23 protein-coding genes are annotated in these 23,586 nt (G+C 71.9%); 17 read left to right on the forward strand and 6 right to left on the reverse strand.

What is annotated here, in order from left to right; all coding sequences use genetic code 11:
- Positions 1-171: 171 nt before the first annotated feature.
- Genes AB0H12_RS37605 through AB0H12_RS37615 form a run of 3 tightly spaced genes read left to right on the forward strand, consistent with a single transcriptional unit; the run spans position 172 to position 4,482 of the window.
- Positions 172-3,345, forward strand: coding sequence for a sensor domain-containing protein (locus AB0H12_RS37605; RefSeq protein WP_499629521.1), 3,174 nt, complete (start codon positions 172-174; stop codon positions 3,343-3,345).
- Between the two features lie 49 nt (positions 3,346-3,394).
- A complete protein-coding gene (locus AB0H12_RS37610; protein WP_499629523.1) occupies positions 3,395-3,862 on the forward strand; it encodes a YbaB/EbfC family nucleoid-associated protein in 468 nt (155 codons plus the stop codon).
- Positions 3,859-4,482: a hypothetical protein gene (locus AB0H12_RS37615; RefSeq protein ID WP_499629525.1), complete on the forward strand. Its 624-nt coding sequence runs from the start codon at positions 3,859-3,861 to the stop codon at positions 4,480-4,482. The genes AB0H12_RS37610 and AB0H12_RS37615 overlap by 4 nt, the downstream gene beginning before the upstream one ends.
- Positions 4,483-4,491: 9 nt before the next feature.
- Here AB0H12_RS37615 and AB0H12_RS37620 read toward each other — a convergent pair whose 3' ends face one another.
- Both AB0H12_RS37620 and AB0H12_RS37625 read right to left on the reverse strand, forming a co-directional pair.
- Positions 4,492-5,277, reverse strand: coding sequence for a hypothetical protein (locus tag AB0H12_RS37620; RefSeq protein ID WP_499629527.1), 786 nt, complete (start codon positions 5,275-5,277; stop codon positions 4,492-4,494).
- A gap of 86 nt (positions 5,278-5,363) precedes the next feature.
- The gene (locus tag AB0H12_RS37625; RefSeq protein ID WP_499629529.1) at positions 5,364-6,917 is read right to left on the reverse strand and encodes a bis-aminopropyl spermidine synthase family protein; all 1,554 of its coding nucleotides are present in this window, start codon (positions 6,915-6,917) and stop codon (positions 5,364-5,366) included.
- Between the two features lie 104 nt (positions 6,918-7,021).
- On the opposite strand from AB0H12_RS37625, the gene AB0H12_RS37630 reads away from it, so the two are divergent.
- From AB0H12_RS37630 to AB0H12_RS37645, 4 genes are read left to right on the forward strand one after another with little or no spacing between them, the layout of a single operon-like run.
- Positions 7,022-8,071 (forward strand): ABC transporter ATP-binding protein, encoded by a 1,050-nt coding sequence (locus AB0H12_RS37630; protein ID WP_499629531.1) that lies wholly within the window; start codon positions 7,022-7,024, stop codon positions 8,069-8,071.
- A gap of 49 nt (positions 8,072-8,120) precedes the next feature.
- A complete protein-coding gene (locus AB0H12_RS37635) occupies positions 8,121-8,726 on the forward strand; it encodes an ABC transporter permease (RefSeq protein ID WP_499629651.1) in 606 nt (201 codons plus the stop codon).
- Positions 8,726-9,487, forward strand: coding sequence for an ABC transporter permease (locus tag AB0H12_RS37640; protein ID WP_372470781.1), 762 nt, complete (start codon positions 8,726-8,728; stop codon positions 9,485-9,487). Before AB0H12_RS37635 ends, AB0H12_RS37640 begins: the two co-directional genes overlap by 1 nt.
- Positions 9,484-10,368, forward strand: coding sequence for an ABC transporter substrate-binding protein (locus tag AB0H12_RS37645; RefSeq protein WP_499629533.1), 885 nt, complete (start codon positions 9,484-9,486; stop codon positions 10,366-10,368). The genes AB0H12_RS37640 and AB0H12_RS37645 overlap by 4 nt, the downstream gene beginning before the upstream one ends.
- Before the next feature lie 345 nt (positions 10,369-10,713).
- On the opposite strand, the gene AB0H12_RS37650 is transcribed toward AB0H12_RS37645, so the two are convergent.
- Positions 10,714-11,484 (reverse strand): IclR family transcriptional regulator, encoded by a 771-nt coding sequence (locus tag AB0H12_RS37650; RefSeq protein ID WP_499629535.1) that lies wholly within the window; start codon positions 11,482-11,484, stop codon positions 10,714-10,716.
- Positions 11,485-11,529: 45 nt separating this feature from the next.
- Between AB0H12_RS37650 and AB0H12_RS37655 the strand changes: the two genes are divergently transcribed.
- Positions 11,530-12,009, forward strand: coding sequence for a SigE family RNA polymerase sigma factor (locus AB0H12_RS37655; protein ID WP_499629537.1), 480 nt, complete (start codon positions 11,530-11,532; stop codon positions 12,007-12,009).
- On the forward strand, positions 12,006-13,019 hold the full coding sequence (locus tag AB0H12_RS37660; protein ID WP_499629539.1) for a hypothetical protein: 1,014 nt from the start codon (positions 12,006-12,008) through the stop codon (positions 13,017-13,019). The genes AB0H12_RS37655 and AB0H12_RS37660 overlap by 4 nt, the downstream gene beginning before the upstream one ends.
- Before the next feature lie 90 nt (positions 13,020-13,109).
- On the opposite strand, the gene AB0H12_RS37665 is transcribed toward AB0H12_RS37660, so the two are convergent.
- The 3 genes from AB0H12_RS37665 to AB0H12_RS37675 are packed head-to-tail and all read right to left on the reverse strand — an operon-like array spanning position 13,110 to position 15,606.
- Positions 13,110-13,904 (reverse strand): ABC transporter permease, encoded by a 795-nt coding sequence (locus AB0H12_RS37665; RefSeq protein WP_499629541.1) that lies wholly within the window; start codon positions 13,902-13,904, stop codon positions 13,110-13,112.
- Complete coding sequence (locus AB0H12_RS37670; protein WP_499629543.1) at positions 13,897-14,664, reverse strand: ABC transporter permease; 768 nt, start codon at positions 14,662-14,664, stop codon at positions 13,897-13,899. The genes AB0H12_RS37665 and AB0H12_RS37670 overlap by 8 nt, the downstream gene beginning before the upstream one ends.
- 3 nt (positions 14,665-14,667) lie before the next feature.
- Positions 14,668-15,606 (reverse strand): ABC transporter ATP-binding protein, encoded by a 939-nt coding sequence (locus AB0H12_RS37675; protein ID WP_499629545.1) that lies wholly within the window; start codon positions 15,604-15,606, stop codon positions 14,668-14,670.
- Between the two features lie 144 nt (positions 15,607-15,750).
- Between AB0H12_RS37675 and hutH the strand changes: the two genes are divergently transcribed.
- The 8 genes from hutH (at position 15,751) to hutI (ending at position 23,561) form a co-directional block, all read left to right on the forward strand.
- On the forward strand, positions 15,751-17,256 hold the full coding sequence (hutH, locus tag AB0H12_RS37680; RefSeq protein WP_499629547.1) for a histidine ammonia-lyase: 1,506 nt from the start codon (positions 15,751-15,753) through the stop codon (positions 17,254-17,256).
- Positions 17,256-18,899 (forward strand): urocanate hydratase, encoded by a 1,644-nt coding sequence (gene hutU / locus AB0H12_RS37685; RefSeq protein WP_499629549.1) that lies wholly within the window; start codon positions 17,256-17,258, stop codon positions 18,897-18,899. The genes hutH and hutU overlap by 1 nt, the downstream gene beginning before the upstream one ends.
- Positions 18,892-20,070 carry an allantoate amidohydrolase gene (locus tag AB0H12_RS37690; protein WP_499629551.1) on the forward strand — a complete coding sequence of 393 codons (1,179 nt, stop codon included), beginning with the start codon at positions 18,892-18,894 and terminating at the stop codon, positions 20,068-20,070. Before hutU ends, AB0H12_RS37690 begins: the two co-directional genes overlap by 8 nt.
- Positions 20,067-21,335, forward strand: coding sequence for a formimidoylglutamate deiminase (locus tag AB0H12_RS37695; protein ID WP_499629552.1), 1,269 nt, complete (start codon positions 20,067-20,069; stop codon positions 21,333-21,335). The genes AB0H12_RS37690 and AB0H12_RS37695 overlap by 4 nt, the downstream gene beginning before the upstream one ends.
- A gap of 126 nt (positions 21,336-21,461) precedes the next feature.
- Positions 21,462-21,953 (forward strand): Scr1 family TA system antitoxin-like transcriptional regulator, encoded by a 492-nt coding sequence (locus AB0H12_RS37700; RefSeq protein ID WP_499629554.1) that lies wholly within the window; start codon positions 21,462-21,464, stop codon positions 21,951-21,953.
- Positions 21,905-22,222, forward strand: coding sequence for a DUF5753 domain-containing protein (locus AB0H12_RS37705; protein ID WP_499629652.1), 318 nt, complete (start codon positions 21,905-21,907; stop codon positions 22,220-22,222). The genes AB0H12_RS37700 and AB0H12_RS37705 overlap by 49 nt, the downstream gene beginning before the upstream one ends.
- A 20-nt stretch (positions 22,223-22,242) precedes the next feature.
- A complete protein-coding gene (locus AB0H12_RS37710; RefSeq protein ID WP_499629654.1) occupies positions 22,243-22,419 on the forward strand; it encodes a DUF397 domain-containing protein in 177 nt (58 codons plus the stop codon).
- Positions 22,416-23,561: an imidazolonepropionase gene (gene hutI, locus AB0H12_RS37715; protein WP_499629556.1), complete on the forward strand. Its 1,146-nt coding sequence runs from the start codon at positions 22,416-22,418 to the stop codon at positions 23,559-23,561. Before AB0H12_RS37710 ends, hutI begins: the two co-directional genes overlap by 4 nt.
- Positions 23,562-23,586: the final 25 nt, after the last annotated feature.

Raw genomic sequence — 23,586 nt, forward strand, 5'->3', positions numbered from 1 at the left:
AGGCAACGAAACCGCTAACGTGTTGTTTCGTTAGCCCGTTGAGGGGTGGGCGATGACGCTCCGAAGCGCTACCGTCCCTCTCCTCGGGTGAATATTGCCCGTCGAGAGGGACGCCGTCTTTGGGTGCGGTCGGGCCGGTCATCCCTGCCGTGAACACGGGAAGGTGGGACCGTGCCCAAGCGGGTTGGACGCGCTCCGGTGGTGCTCGACCCAGCGCGTCCGCAGGACGGCGAGGTGGCGCTGGACGGCATCGCGCTGCCCGAGGCTCCCACACTGCTGTGCGACCCCAAGGGCGTCGTCATGCGGGCCAGTCCCGCCGCGGTGGCGTTGACGAAGGCCCGTTCCGCCGAGCACCTCATCGGCCGATCCCTCGGCGAACTGCTGCTGGGCGGCACCGACGACCTGCGCCTGCACCAGGCCGACGGCGCGCTGGTGCCGGTCCGCGTGGTGCGCACCCCGGTGCCGGGCACCGGACTGCACGCCGTGCTGCTGGTCGACGTCTCCGACCTGGCGCAAGCCGCCGCAGACCTGCGTGACGAGCAGCGAAGGCTGCGCACCGTGCAACGAGTCGCGCAGATCGGCTCGTGGGAGTACGACCCGGACACCGGCGTCACGGTCTGGTCCGAGTCGCACTACGAGATGATGGGTGTGCGGCCCGGCGAGGTGGTGCCCGGCGCGCAGGCCGTGCTCGACGTCGTGCACCCCGACGACTACGAGATGGTCGCCAGCTACTGGGCCAACCGGGCGCTCGACGGCAACCCGATCGACATCGTCTACCGGATCATCCTGCCCGACGGCGAGCAGCGCTGGATCCGCGGCGTGGCCGAGGCGAAGCTGAGATCCGACGGCCGGACCCAGTTCATCACCGGCTACATCCGCGACATCACCGACCAGTGGCGGTCCGATCGCGCCCTGGAGACCGAACGCGCCCGGCTGCTGGAAGCGCAGCGCATCGCGCGCATGGGCAGCTGGAGCTACGACGTCGAGTCCGGCTCGCTGCACCGCAGCGAGGTGCTGCAGGAGATGGGCGCCGCCGCGGGCGTCGACCCGGGCGGCGCCCCGTTGATGGCCGTGCACCCGGACGACCGCGCCCAGTTGCAGGACCTGGTGCGGCGCGCGGAGGACGGCAGCACGGTCGAGGCCGAGGTGCGCAGCGAGCACGGCGACCGCGTCTACGTGTGCCGGGCGCGGGCCGAGTTCGAGGGCGACAAGGTCAGCAGGCTGCACGGAACCGTCCAGGACGTCACCGAGGCCCGCGCGCTGGAGCGCCAGCTCCGCGACGACCGCCGTCGGCTCGCCGACGCGCAGAAGGCCGCCCAGCTCGGCGTCTGGGAGTGGAACCTGCAGACCGGCGACGTGGCGTGGTCGGACATGCTGCACGAGCTGTTCGGCGTGCCGCGCGAGGAGCGCATCCGCTACCAGACCTACCTCGACCTCGTGCACCCCGACGACCGCGGCTGGGTGGACGACCTCTGGCAGCAGCTGGCCACCGAGGAGGTGCCGATCCAGCTCGAACACCGGATCGTGCGCCGCGACGACGGCAGGCTGCGCGTGTTCCGCAGCTACGGCGTGGTGGTCAAGGGCCCGGACGGCCTGCCGCTCGCGGTCGGCACGGCGCAGGACATCACCGAGCAGCGCGCCGCCGAGACCAGGATGAAGCGGTCCAGCCAGCGCTTCGCGGACCTGGTGTCGCTGACGCCGGTCGGCATCGGCCTGTTCGACGAGTGCGAGCGGCTGGTCGACGCCAACGACGCGCTGTGCGACCTGCTCGGCATGGACCTGGAGCAGCTGCGCGGGATGACCGCGAGCGCGCTCACCCACCCGGACGACACGAGCGCCGGGCTGCCCTCGATCGACGAGATGTCCGCGCCCGACGCCGATCGCACGCACAAGATCCCGCAGCGCATCCTGGTCCGCCGCGACGGCGTGCAGGTGTACTGCGAGCTGCACATCGCGCTGTCCGTGCAGGACGACGGCCGCCGGTTCTGGCTGATCGTGTTCCAGGACATCACCGAGCGCCGCCGCACGGCCGAGGCGCTGCGGCACCAGGCCACGCACGACGAGCTGACCGGCCTGCCGAACCGGGCGCTGGTCAAGGAGATGCTCGGCGAGCTGCTGGAGTCGCCGGACCGGTCGAAGGTCGCGGTGCTGTTCTGCGACATCGACAACTTCAAGCGGGTCAACGACTCGCTCGGCCACGACGCGGGCGACGAGCTGCTGGTGGCGCTGGCGCGGCGGCTGGAGGGCGGCCTGCCCGACGGCTGCACGGCGGCCCGCCTGTCCGGCGACGAGTACGTGATCATCTGCGAGAACCTCGACCGGGTCGGCGGCGTGGACGCGCTGGCCACGAAGGTGGCGGGCCTGCTGCGCACCGCGGTGCCGGTGCACGGGCAGCTGGTCCGCGTGTCGGCGTCGATCGGCGCGGCCGTGCCGAACGGGTCCCGCGCCACCGGCAACGACCTGCTGCGCTTCGCCGACGCGGCGATGTTCGAGGCCAAGCGGTCCGGCGCGGGCCGGGTGTCGCTGGCCAGCGCGGCGCTGATCGCCTCCGCCGACCGGCAGGTGCACCTGGAGGGCCAGCTGCGGGAGGCGTTGCAGCACGACGGTTTGACGCTGCACTTCCAGCCGGTGGTCGGCGTGGACGGCGTGGTGCAGACGGCGGAGGCGCTGGTGCGGTGGCCGCACCCGGATCGCGGGCTGCTGCCGCCGGACATCTTCCTGCCCGTGGCCGAGCAGGGCGACCTGCTGCGCGAGCTGGACCGGTGGGTGCTGCGGACCGCGTTGAAGGAAGCCTCGACCTGGCCGGAGCCGGGCGGCAAGCCGGTGTCGGTGGCGGTGAACCTGGCCGGTCTGGTGCCGGGCGACCCGGAGTTCGTCGACATCGTGGCCGACGCCATCGCCGAGGCGGGCATCCCGTGGGACCGGGTGGTGCTGGAGCTGGTGGAGACCGCGCTGGTCGACCTGCCCTCACGGGTGCGCCAGACGATGGACGAGCTGGTGGAGCGGGGCATCCGGTTCGCCGTGGACGACTTCGGCACCGGTTACTCGTCGCTGGCCCGGCTCAAGGACCTGCCCGCGCAGATCATCAAGGTCGACCGGCGGTTCGTCTCCGGGGTCGGCAGCGACTCGTCCGACTTCGCGGTGGCGAAGGCCGTGGTCGACATGGCCCGCGCGATGGACCGCAAGTGCGTGGCCGAGGGCGTGGAGACCGCGACCCAGTTCCACGTGCTGCGCGGCATCGGCGTGGACACCTACCAGGGCTGGCTGTTCTCGCGTCCCGTGCCGCCCAAGGAGTTCCGCGCGGTGCTGGCACTTGGCCCGTTGCACATCCCCCGCGCCGGTTGATACGCGATACTCCCGTCCCGATGGACGCCACGACGTCAGGTGCCGACCGGTGAACCAGGAACGGATGATCGCCGACCTCGAAGCCAGGGCACGGCACCTGGCCGAGCGGTCCCGCGAGCTGCGGGACCGGATCCGGCGCGCGCAGGCCACGCAGCGGTCGCCGGACGGCGCGGTGACGGCGACCGTCGCGCCGAACGGGTCGTTGCGGCACATCGAGTTCTCGCCCGACGCCGCGGAGTTCTCGCACGCCCGGCTCGGCGAGGTGGTGATGGACACCGTGCGGCGCGCGCAGGAGCTGGCCGCGCGGCAGGCGGCGTCGATCGTCGAGCCGCAGTTCGGTGGCACGGCGGCGATGGACTTCCTGACCGGCTCGGTCCCGGCGGTCCCGGTGTCGGTGCCAGAGCCGGTGTCGGAGGCGGGGCCGGCGGCGGTGCTGGAGCGGGAGGCCGGTGCGGACCTGCCCCTGCCGCGGAGCCTGCGGGCGCCCGAGGACGAGCCGGGGTCGGCGCCTCGGTGACCGGGTTCCCCGTGCTGGAGCTGACCGGGTCGGCGCCGGACACGCTCGAGGCCGACCTCGCCGTGCCGACCGCGGACGCCGACCCGCTGGGCCTGCTGACCGACGCCGGGCTCGGGTGGTTGGTCGAGCACGTGGACTTCCTGCGCGAGCCGCTGGACTGGGTGTCGGGTCACGGCGACCGGTTCGAGGACGCGGTCGCCACCTGGAAGCAGGTCGCCACCACGTTGGACGGCATGGTGCGGCGGCGGGCCGGCGGCGGTCGGCTCACCGCGGAGATCGCCGGGATGAGCCGGCTGTGCGTGGACGTGGCGGCGCACGTGGCCGAGGTGGGCGCGATCACCGCCGCGATCCGCGGTGTGTTCCGCGACGTGGTCGCGTTGTTCGTCGGGGAGGTGTTGGGCAACGCCGCCGTCGCGCTCGCGGCGTCGGAGATCACGGCCGGCGGCTCGCTGCCCGAGTTCGCGGCGTGGGCGGTCGGGCGAGGCGCGGTCGTGCTGGACCGGATCAACCGGCGGTTGGCGGACGTCGTGCTCGTGGTGGTGCGGATCCTGAGCGCGCTGAAGGCCTTGTTCGGCAAGGCGCGCGACATGCTCAAGGCCATCACGCGCTTCGGCGAGTGAGTTCCCCGGTCAGCCCCACTGACCCTGGGCGGGTGGAGGCGGGCCGGGAACGCCGGGCGGAGGTCCGCCCATCGGTTGGCCCGGCATCGGTTGTCCGGGCATCGGCGGGCCACCCATCGGCGGGCCACCCATCGGAGGTCCGGCCTGCTGGTGCGGCGTCTTCGGCTTCGCACCGCGCATCGCCCGGCCGACAGGCGGCAACACCGCCACCAAGCCCGCGACGAGCCACAGCACCAGCCCGAGCACCGGCAGGATCCCGCGGGTCGGCGGGAGGGCCGACATGACGTTGGCGGCCATGAGGCCGTAGTGCACCGCCGCCAGCAGCGAGATCAAGACCAGTCCCCAGCGCACACCGGGCACCCTGGCCAGGAGCAGCACGGTGAGGATGAGGGCCAACCCCGGCAGCACGAACGAGATCGCGACCGCGACCTCGAAGCCCACGACGACACGGGGGAACGGCGGCATCAGGATCGCGCCCCAGAGGTCACGTCCGAACGCCCCGCGGCTGGCGAGGGAGGCCGAGCCGATGAGGGCGAGGAGCACGCCCGGCAGGTACAGCAGCCCGGCGACCACGGCCGCTCCCTTGCCCGGCGGCTTGGGCGGGCCCGGTTGTCCGGGGTAGCCCTGACCCGGGTAGGGCTGCTGGGCGCCTGGGAACGGCGGCTGGCCGGGGAACGGTTGCTGACCCGGGAACGGTTGGCCGGGCATGGGCTGGCCGGGCATCGGTTGGCCGGGGTACTGCTGACCGGGCATCGGTTGGCCCGGGTACTGCTGACCGGGGTTGGGGTGAGTCATGCGCGCGCCTCCAGGTTCGAGCTGAAAGTTACCGTCGGACGCGGCCCGCACGGCGCGGTTCGCCGCATTCCGGCGGAAACCTCCCGCTACTGGGACGCCGAGGCGCGGATCAGCGGCAGCAGCTCGGCGATCCGGTGCCGCGGCAGGTCGATCAGCCTCAGCTCCAGGTCGTCGTGCTCGCCGATCCGCTCCCGCGCCTCCCGCTTGGTCATCGCGCCGCGCGTGGCCGTGACCAACGCCTCGCGCCACACGTTGCCCAGCTTGCCGTGCGCGCGCGTGAGCACCTCCCGCACGGTCAGCCCGCCGACGTCCAACGTGCCCGCCAACACCTGGTCGGCCACCACCACGCAGTGCTTGCCGTCCGGAGTGGACCGCAGGAACCGCAGCGCGAACCTGGTGTCCACCAACGACCTCAGCTCCTGCTGACCCGCCGCCGAGGACACGTTCGGGTGGTTGTTGGGCACGAGCGCCGCCATCCGGCCGGGCGAGCACGCCAGCAGCGTCCGCAGCAGCCACGGCCCGGGGTCGCCGGACAGGTCGACCGCCAACGACGCCGCGCCCTTGCCGATCGGGTCGGCCCACCCCGGCGCGCGCGGCTTCGGCGGCGGCGAGGACTCCGGCCGCGGCGCCAGGTCGACCAGGGCGGCCAGCGCCGTGGAACCCGGCCCGGTCGCCTCCACCGACTGCGGACCGTGCGTGTAGATCGAGGTCTTCGCCGATCCGGGTGACGCCGAACGGCGGGACGTCGGCCTGCACACGTAGAGGTCGGCCGCGCTGCCGATGGCCTGCGCGCCGTCGAACCGGTGGAACGCGGGCAGGATCGCCTCGAACACCAGTCCGAGCCGCTGCAACTCCTGCTGCACCTTCAGCCCCAGCGCGGGCGTCCGGTCGCTGAACCCGTACGCGAGCAGCACCCGTCCCCGGCCGAGGTCGGCCAGGCACTCGACCGCCCGCGCGGCGAACAGCGCCATGCCCTCCGGCGTGTACGGCGGATCGCTGAACACGAGGTCCGCCGACTCCAGCACGGCGGCCGGCAGGCCGAACCGGAAGTCCGCGTGCACCGTCCGAACCGACCACCCGCGCTCACGGGCACGGGTCGAGATGTGCTCCAGCAGCCGGTCGTCCACGTCGACCACGACGACCTCGACGGCCGGGTTCACCGCGCACACCGCGAGCGAGGTCAGGTCGTGGTCGCCGAGGCACAGCAGCGTGCGGCCGGCCAGGTCGTAGGTAGTGTCCAGCCACAACGCGCGCTTCAGCGCCGTCTCCGGCGTCGCCTGCACGTGGTCGAGCGCGGCCAGCGGCGGCGGCACGTCCGCGATGTCGGCCAGGATCGACCGCAGGTGCTCGCCGTGCCGGGGCACGAGCGCGTCCAGCGGGTCCACCAGGTCGTCACCGGCGCGGAACTCCGCGTAGTCGGCGGCCTTGGCCGGCGCGAGCCGGAACCGGTCGCGACTGGTCTCCAGGTCGTCGCCGACCGCGGTCAGCAACTCCTGCACGGTGCGCCGCGGCACGGCGGGAAGCCGAACCAGCTCGGCCAGCGTGTGCCAGTCGCCGGACAGCAGGTCGACCACGCGCCGCAGCTTGCGGGCGTGCGGGCCGCGTTCAGCGAGGAGTGCTCGCACCAGTTCGGTTGCCACAACCGGTGCAGCCTACTGACCGGATGCTGAAACGCCGTGCCGCGGTCGGACTGACGGGCTAGGGTCGTTCGACGCTTGATGCCCACCGGCAGGAGGACCCACGGGTGATCGAGTTCCGCGACGTGACCAAGAGGTTCGACGACGGGACCACCGCGGTGAACGGCCTTGACCTCGTGGTCGAGGCGGGCACGATCACCGTCTTCGTCGGACCGTCCGGGTGCGGCAAGACCACGTCCCTGCGCATGGTGAACCGGATGATCGACCCGACGTCGGGCACCGTCCTGGTGGACGGCGCGGACGTGCTGGGTGTGGATCCGCCCACACTGCGGCGCGGCATTGGGTACGTGATCCAGCAGGCGGGCCTGTTCCCGCACCGGACCGTGCTGGACAACGTGGCCACGGTGCCGCTGCTCACCGGCTGGACGCGCCGCAAGGCCAGGGAGCGCGCCGCCGAGCTGCTGGAGCTGGTCGGCCTGCCCGCCGAACTCGGCCACCGCTACCCCGTGCAGCTCTCCGGCGGCCAGCAGCAGCGCGTCGGCGTGGCGCGGGCGCTGGCCGCGGACCCGCCGGTGCTGCTGATGGACGAGCCGTTCAGCGCGGTCGACCCGGTGGTGCGGGAAGGGCTGCAGGACGAGCTGCTGCGGCTGCAGGCCGAGCTGGACAAGACCATCGTGTTCGTCACGCACGACATCGACGAGGCCATCCGGATCGGCGACAAGGTCGCGGTGATGCGCACCGGCGGCTTCCTCGCCCAGTACGCGCCGCCCGCCGAGCTGCTGACCCGGCCCGCGGACGACTTCGTGGCGAGCTTCGTGGGCAAGGACCGCGGTTACCGCAGTCTATCCTTTGTGGACTCGTCGGGCGTGGAGGTGGCGGACGTGCCGACGGTCGTCGAGGGCGCCGAGGTCGAGTCCTCTTCGGACTGGCGGCTCGTGGTGGACGCGGAGGAACGTCCGCAGGGCTGGGTCGCGCCGGACGCGTCGGTCGTGCCGGGCGGTTCGCTGTACGAGGTGGGCGCGTCGATCCGGGGCGCGCTGGACGCCGCGTTGTCCTCGCCGTCCGGGCTGGGCGTCGCCGTGCGCGATGACGGGCGGCTGGCCGGCGTGGTGACCGCGCGCCAGGTGCTGGACGTGATCGAGAGCCGCCGTGGGTGACATCCCGAAGTACCTCAGCGACGCGGGCACCAGGGCGGCGCTGCTGGACATGCTGCTGGACCACGTCTACCTGTCGTTGGTGCCGCTGGTCGTGTCGATCGTGCTGGCGATCGTGCTCGGGTTGCTGTGCCACCGGTTCCGCCAGGTCAACGCGGCGCTGATCGGGCTGTCGAACGTGGTCTACACGATCCCGTCGCTGGCGCTGTTCGCGATCATCCCGGCGGTCATCGGCACGCAGGTGCTCGACCCGTTGAACGTGATCCTCGCGTTGACGGTCTACACGACCGCGCTGCTGGTCCGGCCGGTCGCCGAGGCGCTGGCCGCCGTGCCCGCGCACGTCACCGCCGCTGCGACCGCGATGGGCTTCCGGCCGTTGCGGCGGTTCTTCACGGTGGAGCTGCCGCTGTCCGTGCCGGTGCTGGCCGCGGGCGTGCGGGTCGGCTCGGTGAGCAACATCAGCCTGGTGAGCGTCGGCGCGTTGATCGGCACGGGCGGTCTCGGCACGTTGTTCACCGACGGTTTCCGGCAGCGCTACCTGGCGCCGATCATCGTCGGCATCGTGCTCACGCTCGTGCTGGCGCTCGTGGTCGACCTGCTGCTGGTGCTGCTGCGCAACCGGCTGACGCCGTGGGTGCGGGCGGGTGGTGCGCCGTGATCTTCGCGGACGCGTTGGCCTGGCTGGTCGACCCGGCGAACTGGTCGGGCGGCAAGTCGATCCCGGTGCGGGTCGGCATCCACCTGTTGTACTGCTTCGGCGCGGTGCTCGGCGCCGCGCTGATCGCCGTGCCGCTGGGCCTGTACGTCGGGCACACCGGGCGAGGCGGGGTGGTGCTGGTCGGCGGCAGCAACGCGCTGCGGGCGTTGCCGACGCTGGGCCTGGTCACGTTCCTGTACCTGGTCGCGGGCGGTGGCACGACCGGTGTGCTGATCGGCCTCGTCGTGCTGGCCGTGCCGCCGATCCTGGCCGGGACCTACGCCGGCATCCAGGACGTGGACCGCGGCGTGGTCGACGCGGCGAGCGGCATGGGCATGACCGGCGCGCAGCGGCTGTGGCGGGTCGAGGTGCCCAACGCGCTGCCGCTGCTCGTCGGTGGTCTGCGCAACGCCATGTTGCAGGTGGTCGCGACCGCGTCGGTGGCGGCGTACGTGGGTATCGAGACGTTGGGACGTCCCCTGCTGGACGGCCTGCGGGTGTTGGACTACGGGCAGTTCGTCGGCGGCGCGATCCTCATCGCGCTGCTCGCGGTCGTGCTGGACGTGGTGCTCGCGGGCGTCGGCAGGCTGGTCGTGCCCGCGGGTTTGAGGCTGTCGGCCAAGGCTCGTCGCGCGGGGAGTGGGAAGGCGCGGTCGAGCGGGTCGCGGTCGAGGCGTCGGGGAGAGCCGGCGCCCGTCGAGTCTGGAGGAAGTACGGCATGAAGCGCACGTTGGCCGTTGTCGTCGCGGCGACCGCCCTGGTCGTCTCCGCGTGCGGGTCCAAGGAGGACCTCGGCGGGGGCGGCCAGCAGGCCGCGTCGGGTGAGGTCGTGGTCGGTTCGGCCGACTTCACCGAGAACAAGATCCTGGCCGAGATCTACGCCGGTGCGTTGAAGGCGACCGGCGCGAAGGTGACGGTGAAGGCCGGCATCGGAGCGCGCGAGCTGGTCGTGAAGGCGTTGCAGGACAAGTCGCTCGGCGTGGTGCCGGAGTACACGGGCAACCTGCTCAACTACTTCGACAAGACCAACACCACCACCGAGGCCGAGGAGGTCTACACGGCGCTGAAGTCCAAGACCCCGTCGGGCCTGGAGGTGCTGGAGAAGTCGGACGCGGAGGACAAGGACGTCCTGGTGGTCACCAAGGCCACCGCGGACGGCGGCGTGAAGTCGATCGCCGACCTCGGTTCCGGCAAGTACGCGCTGGGCGCGGCCGGTGAGTGGGCGCAGCGCTGGGAGGCCAAGATCCAGGAGCTGTACGGGGTCGAGTTCACGGAGATCAAGACCACCGACACGGGCGGCCCGATCACCGTGGACGCGCTGAAGGACGGCACCGTGCAGGTGGCCAACCTCTACACGACGTCGGCGGACATCAAGGCGAACGACTTCGTGGAGCTGGAAGACCCGAAGGTCATGTACCCGGCGCAGAACGTGGTGCCGTTGCTCCGGTCGGACGCGATCGACGCCAAGGGCAAGGACGCGCTGAACAAGGTGTCCGCGGCGCTGACCACGGAGAAGCTGGCCGATCTCGTCAAGCGGGTGGACGTGGACAAGGAGACGATCGCGAACGTGGCGGCTGACTTCCTGAAGTCCGTCACGCTGTAGGTCTCGGCCTGGTGGGTTTGCGGCCCGGTTGCCCCTTGCGGGTGGCCGGGCCGTTTTGTGTTCCGTGAAAGGGGAGAGAGAAAGATCAAAAGCGTCCTCGCCGGACGGGCAGATCAGCAGGATGACGGGGTTTGGTGGTTGGGCTGCGGGTCTGTTGTGGGTCGGGAGGAAAGCCGGCACTGATCGATTGCCCCGAACTCGCGCCGAGGGCACCTCGCCAACCGACCACAACGGACCCGAAACCGTCCCGCGAAGGCCCGATTCGACCACGAGCCGGATGTGACCATGAGAGCGCTCGAAGTCGTGCTGTTCAGCCCAACCCCGCACTGTTTTGCACCCGCCACTTCACGCCCGTCCGCCGATCCGGGCGGTCAACTCCTCTGCCGCACGCCGCGCCTCCGCCGCCAGCTCCGGCCACGTCTCCCCGCACTCCGCCTCGCACACGTGCCGGAACGTCACGGTGATCGCGGCGATCGGCCGTTGACCGTGGTCGAAGACCGGGGCGGCCACGGACGCGAACCCGGCCGTCACGTAACCGTCCTCCACCGCCCAGCCCCGCCGCCGCTCGACGGCCAACAACCGCCGCAGCGCGGGCAGGTTCCGCGGTCCCCGGCCCGTCCGGTCGACGAACGGGCCTGGGAACAGGGCCCTGACCTGCGCCGCGGGCAACCGGGCCAGCATCGCCCGGCCCGACGCGGTCAGGTGTGACGGCAGCCGCACGCCCACGTCCGACACGATCGTGGTCGGTTGGCGAGGTTGCTCCCGAACCAGGTACAGCGCCTCCGCGCCGTGCAGCACGCCCAAGTGCGCGGTCCGGCCGACGGTGTCGACCAGACGCCGGAGCAAGGGCCGGGCCAAGCGCTCCAGCGGATCGTGCCGGAGGTAGGCCGACCCGAGCTCGAACGCCGCCACGCCGAGCCCGTACCGTCGTTCCTCGGGGAAGTGCGTCGCGAACCCGGCCGCGGTCAGCTCGGCCAGCAGGTGGTAGGTCGTCGACCTGGGCAGACCGAGCTCCCGGGCGACCGCCACCGCCGACAGCGGACCGGGCCTGCTCGCCAGCAGGCGCAGCACCGCGAGCCCTCGGCGCAACGCCGGCACGTCGCTGCTGCCTCCCACGGAACTCATTCTCAACAAAATCGCGAGCGGGCGCATTGGAGGGGTATGAGCACCGGCTTCGAGGAGTTCGCCGCGGCACAGGTGACCCCGCTGCTGCGCTACGCCACCGTGCTGACCGGGGATCCGCACTTGGCCCAGGACGTGGTCCAGGAGGTCCTGATCCGGGCACAGCAGAAGTGGTCGCGCATCGGCTCGGTCGACGTGCCGGCCGCGTACCTCAAGCGGATGGTGACCAACGAGTACCTCGGTTGGCGCCGCCGCCTCAAGGCGCACCTCCCCCTCACGGGCGTGGACCCGCCCCAGCCCGACCCCACCGACCACTACGACGAGCGGGAGGCGATGCTCCAGCGCATCGACCGGCTCCCGCGCAAGCAGAAGGCCGCCGTCGTCCTCCGCTACTACGAGGGCTGCGACGACGCCGAGATCGCCGCCGTACTGGGCTGCGCCCAGGTCACGGTCCGCAGTCACATCTCCCGCGCGCTGGCAGTCCTGCGCGCCGACGAACGCGTGAGGCAGTCGCTGTGAACGACACCACCGAAACCCTGATCACCGACGCCCTGCACCACCGGGCCGAGCGCACGCCGCCGCCCGGAGCGGTGCTCGCCGCCCTGCACCGGCCGCGCCGGGCGCGCAAGCCGCTGCTCCTGGTGCTCGCCGCCGCCGGCACGACGGCCGCCGCGGCCGCGTTGGTGGTGACCACCGTGAACGCGCCGGTCGTGGGCCAGGCCCCGCCCGGTCGGCAGCTCAGCACCACGGCCGCGCCCGTCCCGGTCGCCGACGTGCCCACCAGGGTCCTCGGGTACCGGCCCGGGGTGATGCTCGACGGCTACACCGAGCGCGAGCGCATCATCGGCCCGTGGGGCACGGCCCGCCTCTACGCGCCCGGTTCCACGGACCACGGCTCGCCGCTGGTCCGCTTCGGCGTCTTCACCGCCATCGCGAGCTACATGGTCCCCAAGATCGAGGACGCGCCGGTCGGCGACCGCACGACGGTCGGCGGCGGCGCCGCGGCCTGGTTCGGCGACAACCTGTACTGGAGCGCCGCCCCCGACCTCGTGCTCAGCGTCAGCCTGGAGAACGTGACCGGCGTGGACGTCCGGGCGCAGACGCGGCTGATCGCCGACTCCGTCGTGGCGGACACCACGACGATGCGCATCCCGTTCTCGCTGAACGAGTACCCGTACGTCCAGGTGAAGGGTTCGGCCACCGACTGGGCGATCTCCGGCACCAGCGACTTCGAGGACGTCCGGTACCGCGTGGAGCTGCTGCGGACCGCCGACGCCCCGGCCAACTCCACCCCCACCACCGTGGACGGCAAGCCCGCGCACTACAGCGCCGACAAGTTCGGCCTGCTCGCCGTGCAGCTCGCGCCGAACTTCCAGGTGCGGGTGAAGCCGGACGAGTTCGATCCCCGCAAGGGCGAGGTGCCGCCCGGCCTGGAGACCAAGCACGCCCCGGTCGAGGTGCTGGCCCGGGTGGCGGCGGCGCTGGCGGTGGACACCGCTCCGGACGTGGCCTGGATCGGCACGCGGTAGGGCGTCCGGCAACACCACGCACGATCAGGGGGTTCCCGGTCGTGCCGACGCGACGTGGTGGGCGCACTCCGCACGGGAGCGCCCACCACGTCAGCCGCCGAACTCGATCGTCCCGTCACGCCGCCCGCGGCGGACCATGCGGTTGAAGCTCACCGCCGCCACGGCGATCCACGCCGCGCCGACGCACACCTCCAACCCGAGCTGCGCGAGCACGGTCGACGCCGGCCCCTCGGCCACGAACGCCCGGATCGCGGCCAGCCCGTGCGTCATCGGCAGCACGGACGTGACCGCCCGCAGCCAGTCCGGCCAGAACGACGTCGGCACGTTCACCCCGCAGAACGTCATCAGCGCCAGGTAGCTGACGTTCAGCGCCAACCACCGCGCCGACGGGAACCCGAGCACGAACGACGCCACGCACGTCCCGTAGCAGTAGCACGACAAACCGACCACGAAGACCATCAGGGGTATCAGGACCGCCTTCGGCCACGGCAGGTCCACCCCGAACAACGGCGGCAGCACGAGGAACGCCGTGGTCGACGCCGCCACCCCCGACCCGAGGTTCACCAACCCCCGCCCCAGGTACACGGTGAGGTGGGTGGACGGCGCGGCGACCATCAGCGCCAGCGTGCCGGACTGCCGCTCGCCGACGGCCAGCAGGATGACGACGGTCGCGTCGATGGCCATGATCGCGACCACGTTGCCGATGAGCAGGTAGTCGACCTGCTGCTGCGACCCGAGCATCCGCCCGATCAGCGCGTAGAAGCACGCCTGGATCAGCAGCCGGGACAGCCACATGAACGTCCACGTCTTCCAGGTCTGGAACGCCGAGAACATCGTCCACGAGGCGATCAGCCCGTGCTTGAGCACCCGCAGCTGGTCACGCATACGTCACCACCCCCAGCTCGCGCGCCCGGCGCAGGGTGGCCGCCAGCAGCACCCGCCCGCCGACCAGCGCCGCGACGCCGAGCCCGGTGATCGCCAGCAGCCGCCAACCGGCGCCCGTGACGGGATCGGCGGCCATGGCGTCCCGCATCAGGTCGGCCGACCACGACAGGAAGATCACGTGGGACAGCGGTTGCAGCGGCTCCGGCAGGTAGTGCACCGGGACCATCACGCCGGACAGCAGGTAGATCGGGAAGCTGAGGAAGTTCAGGTAGTTGTTGCTGTTCTTGGTCAGCAGCATGGACGCCGCCAGCAGCAGGCTGGTGCCGATCATCGCGAACACCGACGCCGCCATGGCCGCCCAGAACACCCACGGGTGGTGCACCGCCGGCGTCACGCCGTACAGGAGCTCGCCCAGCAGCCACGTCTCGCCGAGCGGGACGACGCCCAGCACCATCACCGCCGAGATCCGACCGAGGTAGACGGAGTGCACGGCGCCGGGCGCGGCCATGCCCAGCTCCAGCGTCCTGGTCCAGCGCTCGCCGACGAGCACGACCGTCGCCAGTCCCGTGGCGAAGCCCCACAACCCCATCAGGGTGGGCGCGAGGAACGCGTTGGCGACCAGGTCGGGGCGGGCCGCGTGCATCACGATGGACAGCATCATCACCACGGTGAACGGGATCGTGCACAGCGTCAGCAGTTCGTCGGGCTGCCTGCGCAGCAACCAGAACTGCGTGCGCACCCCGGACAGGAACAGTCGCACCGCTCAGACCTCCATGCCGCGGCGGCCGATGAGGTCCAGGTAGACGTCCTCCAGCCGGGGCGGCACGGCGTGCACCGAGCGCACGCCGTGGTCCAGCAGGAAGTCCAGCACCGCGCGTGCCGCCCGGTCGTCGGTCGTCTTGACGCGCAGCACGCCGTTGCGGGTCTCGGTGTCCACCACGCCGGGGATGCCGGTGACGTCCAACGACGTCTCGGCCTCGACCCAGCGGTGCAGGCCGGACATCGCGGCCAGGCTGCGCGGCGACTCGGTGGCCAGCACGCGCCCCTTGTCGATCAACGTGACGCGGTCGCAGACCTCCTCGGCCTCGTCCATGTCGTGGGTGGTGATGAGGATCGTGCGGCCTTCGTCGCGCAGCTCGCCGATGAGCTTGCGGAAGTCGCGCGCGGCCACCGGGTCCATGCCCGTGGTCGGCTCGTCGAAGAGGATCAGCTTCGGGTCGCCGATCAGGCCGCGGGCCAGGTGCACGCGCTGCTTCATGCCGCGCGAGAACGTCTCCACGAGGTCGTCGGCCTTGTCCGCGAGGCCCAGGCGGGTGAGCAGCTCGTCGGTGCGGACCTTCGCCCGTGCGTCCGGGAGCTTGTAGAGCGCGGCCCAGTAGCGCAGGGTCTGGCGCGCGGTCAGCTTCCCGTAGAGGCCTCGCTCGCCGCCGAACACGATGCCGATGAGGTGCCTGATCTCGGCCGCGCCGGTCACGACGTCGTGGCCGAGCACCTCGGCGGTGCCGGAGGTCGGCAGCAGGATCGTGGACAGGATCTTGCACAGCGTGGTCTTGCCCGCCCCGTTCGGGCCGAGCAGGCCGTGGACCTCGTTCGTCGGGACGTCCAGCGTGAGCCCGGCGAGCGCGGTCACCTCCTCGCCCTTGGGCCGCCAGCCCTTGCCCTTGCGGAACGTCCTGGTCAGGTCCTGCACGCGGACACTCACGGTCACCCCCATGGTGGTTCTCGACGCTACCGGTGGAGCAGGACGCGTGAGGAGTGGTTTCGGTTGGCCGAGGCGTCTCGGATCCCAGACACGATCGGCGGATGTCGGGTCGTGCGGATCGGGCCGCCGGGTTGAGATGGGCACATGCAGCAACCCGTGCAGCTGGGTCCGAAACCGCTGACCCGCGACGACGTCCACGCCGTCGCCCGGGGCGACGCGCCCGTGGAGATCACGGAGGCGGCCCGCGAGGCGGTCACCACCGCCCGGGCGCACATCGAACGCCTGGCCACGGCCGAGCAGCCGACCTACGGCGTGTCCACGGGCTTCGGCGCGCTGGCCGTCCGGCACATCCCGCCGGACCGCCGCGCCGCCCTCCAGCAGTCCCTGGTCCGCTCGCACGCGGCGGGCGCGGGTCCCGAGGTCGAGCGCGAGGTCGTGCGCGCCCTCGTCCTGCTCCGCCTCAAGACCCTGGCGAGCGGCCACACCGGCGTCCGGCTGGAGACCGCCGAGGCGATGGCGGCGATGCTCAACGCCGGCATCACCCCGGTCGTGCACGAGTTCGGCTCGCTCGGCTGCTCGGGCGACCTGGCCCCGCTGTCCGCCGCCGCCCTCGCGCTCACCGGCGAGGGCGACGTGCGCGACGCCGAGGGCAACCTGGTCCCCGCCGCGCAGGCCCTCGCCAAGGCGGGCATCCGGCCCGTCCGCCTGGCCGAGAAGGAAGGCCTGGCGCTGATCAACGGCACGGACGGCATGCTCGGCATGCTGATCCTGGCGGTCCGGGACCTGAACTACCTGCTCGACGTCGCCGACCTGACGGCCGCGATGAGCGTGGAAGCCCTCCTCGGCACGGACCGGGTGTTCGCCGCCGACCTCCAGGCCCTGCGCCCGCACCCCGGCCAGGGCCGCTCCGCGCGGCGCATGGCGGAGATCCTGCGCGACTCCGAGATCATGGACAGCCACCGCGGCCCGGACTGCACGCGCGTGCAGGACGCCTACTCGCTGCGCTGCTCGCCGCAGGTGCACGGCGCGGCCAGGGACACCGTGGCCTACGCCGAGACCGTCGCCGACCGCGAGCTGGCCTCGTCCATCGACAACCCGGTGGTGCTGGCCGACGGCCGGGTCGAGTCCAACGGCAACTTCCACGGCGCGCCGATCGCCTACGTGCTGGACTTCCTCGCCATCCCCACCGCGGACGTGGCGAGCATCGCCGAACGCCGCACCGACCGGATGCTCGACGTCAACCGGTCGCACGGCCTGCCGCCGTTCCTGGCCCACGACCCGGGCGTCGACTCCGGCCACATGATCGCCCAGTACACGCAGGCCGCGATCGTCAGCGAGCTCAAGCGCCTGGCCGTGCCCGCGTCCGTCGACTCGATCCCGAGCAGCGCGATGCAGGAGGACCACGTCTCCATGGGCTGGTCCGCCGCGCGCAAGCTGCGCCAGTCCGCCGACGGCCTGCGCCGGGTCCTCGCGATCGAGTTCCTGACCGCGGCCCGCGCACTGGACCTGCGCAAACCGCTCAACCCCGCACCCGCCACCGCGGCGGCCGTCGCGAAGCTGCGCGAGCACGTCCCCGGCCCCGGCCCGGACCGCCACCTCGCGCCCGAGATCGCCGCCGCCGAAGACCTCATCCGGAAGGGAGCCCTGTGATGGTGCGCGCTGCCCGAGGGACCGAACTGACCGCCCGCAGCTGGCCGACGGAGGCCGCGCTGCGGATGTTCCACAACAACCTCGACCCGGACGTGGCCGAACGCCCCGAGGACCTGGTCGTCTACGGCGGCACGGGCAAGGCCGCCCGCGACTGGCCGAGCTTCCACGCCATCAGCCGCGAGCTGGCGAACCTCGCCGACGACGAGACGCTGCTCGTGCAGTCCGGCCGCCCGGTCGGCGTCATGCGGACGCACGAGTGGGCGCCGCGCGTGCTCATCGCGAACTCCAACCTCGTGCCGGACTGGGCGAACTGGCCCGAGTTCCGCCGGCTGGAAGCCGAGGGCCTGACCATGTACGGCCAGATGACGGCCGGTTCGTGGATCTACATCGGCACCCAGGGCATCCTCCAGGGCACGTTCGAGACGTTCGCCGCGGTGGCCACCAAGCGGTTCAACGGCACCCTGCGCGGCACGCTCACGGTCACCGCGGGCCTCGGCGGCATGGGCGGCGCGCAACCGCTTGCGGTCACCATGAACGAGGGCGTGGCCCTGTGCGTCGAGGTCGACCCGCAGCGCGCCCGCCGCCGCGTGGAGACCCGCTACCTGGACGAGATCGCCGACGACCTCGACGACGCGATCGCCCGCGTGCTCGCCGCGAAGTCCGAGGGCCGGGCGCTGTCGGTCGGCCTGATCGGCAACGCCGCCGAGGTGCTGCCGGAGCTGCTGCGCCGCGACGTGCCGGTGGACATCGTCACCGACCAGACCTCCGCGCACGACCCGCTGGCGTACTGCCCGAAGGGCGTCGCGGTCGAGGACTGGCCCGACTACGCGGCCCGGAAGCCCGACGAGTTCACCGACCGGGCCCGCGAGTCGATGGCCGACCACGTCGAGGCCATGGTGGGCTTCCTGGACCGCGGGGCCGAGGTGTTCGACTACGGCAACTCCATCCGCGGCGAGGCCAAGCTGGGCGGTTACGAGCGGGCGTTCGACTTCCCCGGCTTCGTGCCCGCCTACATCCGGCCGCTGTTCTGCGAGGGCAAGGGCCCGTTCCGCTGGGCCGCGCTGTCCGGCGACCCGGCCGACATCGCCAAGACCGACCGGGCGATCCTGGAGCTGTTCCCGGAGAACGAGCAGCTCGCGCGGTGGATCAAGATGGCCGGTGAGCGGGTCGAGTTCCAGGGCCTGCCCGCCCGCATCTGCTGGCTCGGGTACGGCGAGCGGCACCTCGCGGGCCTGAAGTTCAACGAGATGGTGGCGTCGGGCGAGCTGTCCGCGCCGATCGTGATCGGCCGCGACCACCTCGACTGCGGCTCGGTCGCGTCGCCGTACCGGGAGACCGAGGCGATGGCCGACGGCTCGGACGCGATCGCCGACTGGCCGCTGCTCAACGCCCTGGTCAACACCGCGTCCGGGGCGACCTGGGTGTCGCTGCACCACGGCGGCGGCGTCGGCATCGGCCGGTCCATCCACGCCGGCCAGGTCACGGTCGCGGACGGCACGCCGCTGGCGGCGCAGAAGATCGAACGGGTGCTGACCAACGACCCCGCCATGGGCGTGATCCGGCACGTCGACGCCGGCTACCAGCGGGCGGTCGACGTGGCCGCGTCGAAGAACGTCCCGATCCCGATGAGCGCCGATGACTGACCTCGCGGACATCGCCGACGTCGGGCGCGACGCGCGGCGCGGCGGCTACTCGCGGCACGGCTTCGACCGGGTCGAGCTGGAGCTGCGGGCGTGGTTCGTGGAGGAGGCCGAGCGGCGGGGGCTGGACGTGCGGCCCGACCGCAACGGCAACCTCTGGGCGTGGTGGGGCGCGCCCGGGCCGGACGCGGTGATCACCGGCAGCCACCTCGACTCGGTGCCCGGCGGCGGCGCGTTCGACGGGCCGTTGGGCGTCGTGTCGGCGTTGCAGGCGTTCGACCTGCTGCGCGCTCGCGGGTTCGTGCCCTCGAAGCCGCTGGCGATCGTCGTGTTCGTGGAGGAGGAGGGCGGGCGGTTCGGCGTCGCCTGCCTCGGGTCGCGGTTGATGACGGGCGCGATCACGGCCGAGGCCGCGGCCAGGCTGGTGGACGCGGACGGCGTCACGTTCGGCGAGGCCGCCCACGCGGCCGGGTTCGACCCGTTGCGGATGGGTCGGGACGACCGCGCGCTGTCGTCCGTCGGCGCGTTCGTCGAGCTGCACGTGGAGCAGGGGCGCGGGTTGGAGGTGCCGGTGGGGTTGGCGAGTTCGATCCTGGCGCACGGGCGGTGGCGGTACACGTTCAGCGGCGAGGGCAACCACGCCGGCGCGACGTTGATCGAGGACCGGCGCGACCCGATGCTGCCCGCCGCGCAGCTGGTGCTGGCCGCCCGCCGTGCGGCCACTTCCGGCGCGCGGGCCACGGTCGGCCGGGTCGTGCCGAACCCCGGTGGCACCAACGTCATCGCGTCGTCGGTGGACGTGTGGCTGGACGCGCGGGCCGACGACGAGCCGCGCACCCGCGAGGTGGTCTCGGAGATCACGTCGGCGGCGCGTGAGGCGGCTGCCTCGGAGGGCTGCGAGGTGCGCGTGACCGAGGAGAGCTGGGGCGGGACGGTGCACTTCGACCCCGGCCTCATGTCCCGCCTGCGGGAAGCGCTCGGTGACGACACGCCCGCGTTGCCGACCGGTGCCGGTCACGACGCCGGGATCCTGGCGGCGCACGTGCCCACCGCCATGCTGTTCGTGCGCAACCCGACCGGGATCAGCCACGCGCCGGAGGAGTTCGCCGAGGCGGACGACTGCGCGGCGGGCGTGCTGGCGCTGGCGACGACGTTGGAGCACCTGACGCGATGAAGAGCTTCTGGTGCGAGCGGGTGTGGCTGCCGGACGGTGTCGCGGCGCGGGTGCTGGTGCGGGTGGACCGCGGGGTCATCGCCTCCGTGTCCACTGTGGACACCATTCCGCTCGGCGTGGAACGGCTCTACGGCCTGGTGCTCCCGGGCTTCGCGAACGCGCACTCGCACGCGTTCCACCGGGCGTTGCGCGGGCGCACGAACTCCGACGGCGGCACGTTCTGGACGTGGCGCGACCGGATGTACGCGGTGGCGGAGCGGCTGACGCCCGACTCGTACCTGAAGCTGGCCACGGCCGTGTACGCGGAGATGGCGGTGGCCGGCGTGACGGCGGTGGGCGAGTTCCACTACCTGCACAACGGCGGCAACGAGATGGCGGAGGCGCTGCGACAGGCGGCGCGTGACGCCGGGATCAGGCTCACCCTGTTGGACGCTTGCTACCTGGCGGGTGGGATCGGGCAGCCCGTGCGCGGCGTGCAGGAGCGGTTCTCCGACGGGACCGGGGACCGGTGGCTGGACAGGGTCGCCGAGCTGCGCGGTGACGGGAACACCAAGGTCGGCGCGGCGATCCACTCGGTCCGCGCGGTGCCACGTGAAACGTTGTCGCTGGTAGCGGGCGCGTTCCCCGATCGGCCGCTGCACGTCCACCTGTCGGAGCAACCGGCCGAGAACGAGGAGTGCCTGGCGGCGTACGGCCTCACCCCGACCGAGTTGCTGGCCGAGGCCGGCGCCCTCACGCCGCGCACGACGGCCGTGCACGGGACGCACCTGTCCACTAAGGACATCGGTCTGCTCGGTTCGACGCGCACCGGTGTCTGCTTCTGCCCGACGACCGAGGCGGACCTGGCGGACGGCATCGGCCCGGCGCGGGAGCTGGTCGAGGCCGGGTCGCCGCTGTCGTTGGGCAGCGACCAGCACGCGGTGATCGACCCGTTGTTGGAGGCGCGGGCGCTGGAGCACCACGAGCGCCTGCGGACGGGTGAACGCGGCCGTTTCGCGCCGGCGGACCTCGTTGCGGCACTGACGAACCACGCCTCGATCGGCTGGCCCGAAGCCGGTCGGATCGAGGTCGGCGCACCGGCGGATCTCGTAGCCGTTCGGGTGAACTCGGTCCGCACCGCCGGCACCGCCCCAGAGCAAATTGTCCTGGCCGCGACCGCTTCGGACGTCTCTGTCGTAGTAGTAGGGGGGAAGGTCGTAGCCCGCGATGGTGTGCACGAGCAGCTGGGAGACGTCGCGCGGCTCCTCAACGACGTACTCGCCTGATCGGGTGGCGAGATTCCCACTCGCCGCACTCCCGCTCAGGATCATGGCTTCATGCCACCACCGCGCCCGACCTTTCGTCGCAGGAAGTTGGCCCGCCGCTTGCGCCGGATGCGCGAGGCGGCAGGCATGACCATCGAAGACGCCGCCATCGCCCTGGACAAGCACCGCAACAGCCTCTACCGCCTGGAAGCGGGGGAGACGAAAGTCGACGTCCACCTCGCCCGCTCGATGATGGATGTCTACGACCAGTACGACCCGCACCTCATCGACGACGTCCGCGATGCCCTGAAGCCGCAGTGGTGGATGAAGTTCGGTATGAGGGCCTTGGGCTACGTCGACCTGGAGACCGAGGCGACGGAGATTCGGGAAGTAGCGCTCATCTACGTCCCTGGTCTGCTCCAAACCCAGCCCTACATGCGGGCGGTCTTCGAGGCGGACGCGCTCAAGCGCACCCAGACTGAGCTCAACGCGCAGGTCGAGGTCCGGACCATCCGGCAGCGGCGGCTGATCGATGAGGAAGACCCCTGCACCTGTCCGCCCTCCTCGATGAGTCCGCGCTTCGCCAGACGATCGGTGGCCCGGCTGTCATGCGCGATCAGCTCGAACACCTGGTCATGATGGCCGAGCTGAGCACTGTGAACTTGCGCGTCCTGCCGAGGGGCATCGGCGCACATGGCGGACAGACCGGTTCCTTCACCCTGTTGGACTTCCCCGATCCGGAAGACCGGACCATCCTGTACGTCGAGTACCCGACCGGCTCCATCCAAGTAGAGGAACCCAACGAGGTGTGGCGGGCTAAGCTGCTGTTCGACCACTTGCTCGATCGGGCGCTCGGTCCACAGGACTCGGTCGCCTTCATCGAGCAGATCATCGCCGAGCAGGAATGAGAGGCGGCCTGTTGTCCACTATGGACCTCACCGGTGCGGTGTGGAGGAAGAGCAGTCGCAGCGGCGGTGGTAACGAAGGCAACTGCGTCGAGGTGGCCTTCGCCTCCCCGGTCGTGGCGGTTCGGGACTCGAAGAAGCCCGATGCGGGCAGGTTGGCCTTCTCGGCGTCCGCGTGGCAGCGGTTCGTGCGGTCGTGAGCAGCACGCTCGTCACCGGTATCGGTGAGTTGACCACGAACGACCCCGAACTCGGTCGCCTCGCCGATGTCGCCCTCGTCTTCACCGACCGCGTGGAGTGGGTGGGCCCCGCGTCCTCCGCGCCGGCCGCCGACACCCGGATCGACGTGGAGGGGCGGGCGGTCCTCCCGGGCTGGGTGGACAGCCACACGCACCTGGTGTTCGCGGGCGACCGGACGGCCGAGTTCGAAGCCCGCATGGCCGGTCAGGCGTACGCGGCCGGTGGGATCGCGGTGACGGTCGGCGCTACCCGGGAGGCGTCGGACGACGAGCTCGCGGCGAACCTGCGCCGGCTGGTCGGCGAGGCCGTCGCCCAGGGCACGACCACGATCGAGACCAAGACCGGCTACGGGCTGACCGTCGAGGACGAGGTGCGGTCGGCGCGGATCGCGGCGGACGTGGCCGACGAGGTCACCTTCCTGGGCGCGCACCTGGTGCCACCGGGTGTGGACGCGGACGAGTACGTGTCGCTGGTGGTCGGCGAGATGCTGGACGCCGTCGCGCCGCACGTGCGGTGGGCGGACGTGTTCTGCGAGCGGGGCGCGTTCGACGCCGACCAGTCCCGGGCCGTGCTCGAAGCCGCGCGGGCCAGGGGCCTCGGGCTGCGGGTGCACGGCAACCAGCTGGGCGAGGGCCCCGGTGTGGGGCTGGCGGTGGAGCTGGGCGCGGCCAGCGTCGACCACTGCACGTACCTCTCGGCCGCCGACGTCGACGCGTTGGCGCACTCGTCCACCGTCGCGACCCTGCTGCCCGCCTGCGACCTGTCGACCCGCCAATCGCTGCCACCGGCCCGGCAACTCCTCGACGCGGGCGCGACCGTCGCCCTCGCCAGCAACTGCAACCCGGGCAGCTCCTACACCACCTCGATGGCCTACTGCATCACGACAGCAGTCCTCCAGATGCACCTGACCATCGAGGAGGCCGTCACCGCCGCCACGCTGAACGGAGCCAAGGCGTTGCGGCGTGACGACGTCGGTCACCTGTCACCGGGCGCCCGCGCCGACCTCCACGTGCTCGACGCGCCCTCGACCACGCACCTGGCGTACCGGCCGGGCGTCCCGCTCACGCACGCGGTGTGGCGAGCAGGCGTTCGGCGGCGGTGAGCTTCCCTTGGCCTGGTGCGGTCAA

It is taken from the genome of Actinosynnema sp. NPDC023794, from assembly GCF_040639675.1.
Lineage (GTDB): Bacteria > Actinomycetota > Actinomycetes > Mycobacteriales > Pseudonocardiaceae > Actinosynnema > Actinosynnema luteola.

What these genes read in the sequence shown, in the direction of transcription:
- AB0H12_RS37635 (WP_499629651.1), top strand. Translation starts at nt 8,121, where the DNA reads ATGCTGCTGGACCACGTCTACCTGTCGTTGGTGCCGCTGGTCGTGTCG.
- AB0H12_RS37690 (WP_499629551.1), top strand. Translation starts at nt 18,892, where the DNA reads ATGACTGACCTCGCGGACATCGCCGACGTCGGGCGCGACGCGCGGCGC.
- hutU (WP_499629549.1), top strand. Translation starts at nt 17,256, where the DNA reads ATGGTGCGCGCTGCCCGAGGGACCGAACTGACCGCCCGCAGCTGGCCG.
- AB0H12_RS37645 (WP_499629533.1), top strand. Translation starts at nt 9,484, where the DNA reads ATGAAGCGCACGTTGGCCGTTGTCGTCGCGGCGACCGCCCTGGTCGTC.
- AB0H12_RS37665 (WP_499629541.1), bottom strand. Translation starts at nt 13,904, where the DNA reads ATGCGTGACCAGCTGCGGGTGCTCAAGCACGGGCTGATCGCCTCGTGG.
- AB0H12_RS37710 (WP_499629654.1), top strand. Translation starts at nt 22,243, where the DNA reads ATGGACCTCACCGGTGCGGTGTGGAGGAAGAGCAGTCGCAGCGGCGGT.
- hutH (WP_499629547.1), top strand. Translation starts at nt 15,751, where the DNA reads ATGCAGCAACCCGTGCAGCTGGGTCCGAAACCGCTGACCCGCGACGAC.
- AB0H12_RS37620 (WP_499629527.1), bottom strand. Translation starts at nt 5,277, where the DNA reads ATGACTCACCCCAACCCCGGTCAGCAGTACCCGGGCCAACCGATGCCC.
- AB0H12_RS37655 (WP_499629537.1), top strand. Translation starts at nt 11,530, where the DNA reads ATGAGCACCGGCTTCGAGGAGTTCGCCGCGGCACAGGTGACCCCGCTG.
- AB0H12_RS37700 (WP_499629554.1), top strand. Translation starts at nt 21,462, where the DNA reads ATGACCATCGAAGACGCCGCCATCGCCCTGGACAAGCACCGCAACAGC.
- AB0H12_RS37695 (WP_499629552.1), top strand. Translation starts at nt 20,067, where the DNA reads ATGAAGAGCTTCTGGTGCGAGCGGGTGTGGCTGCCGGACGGTGTCGCG.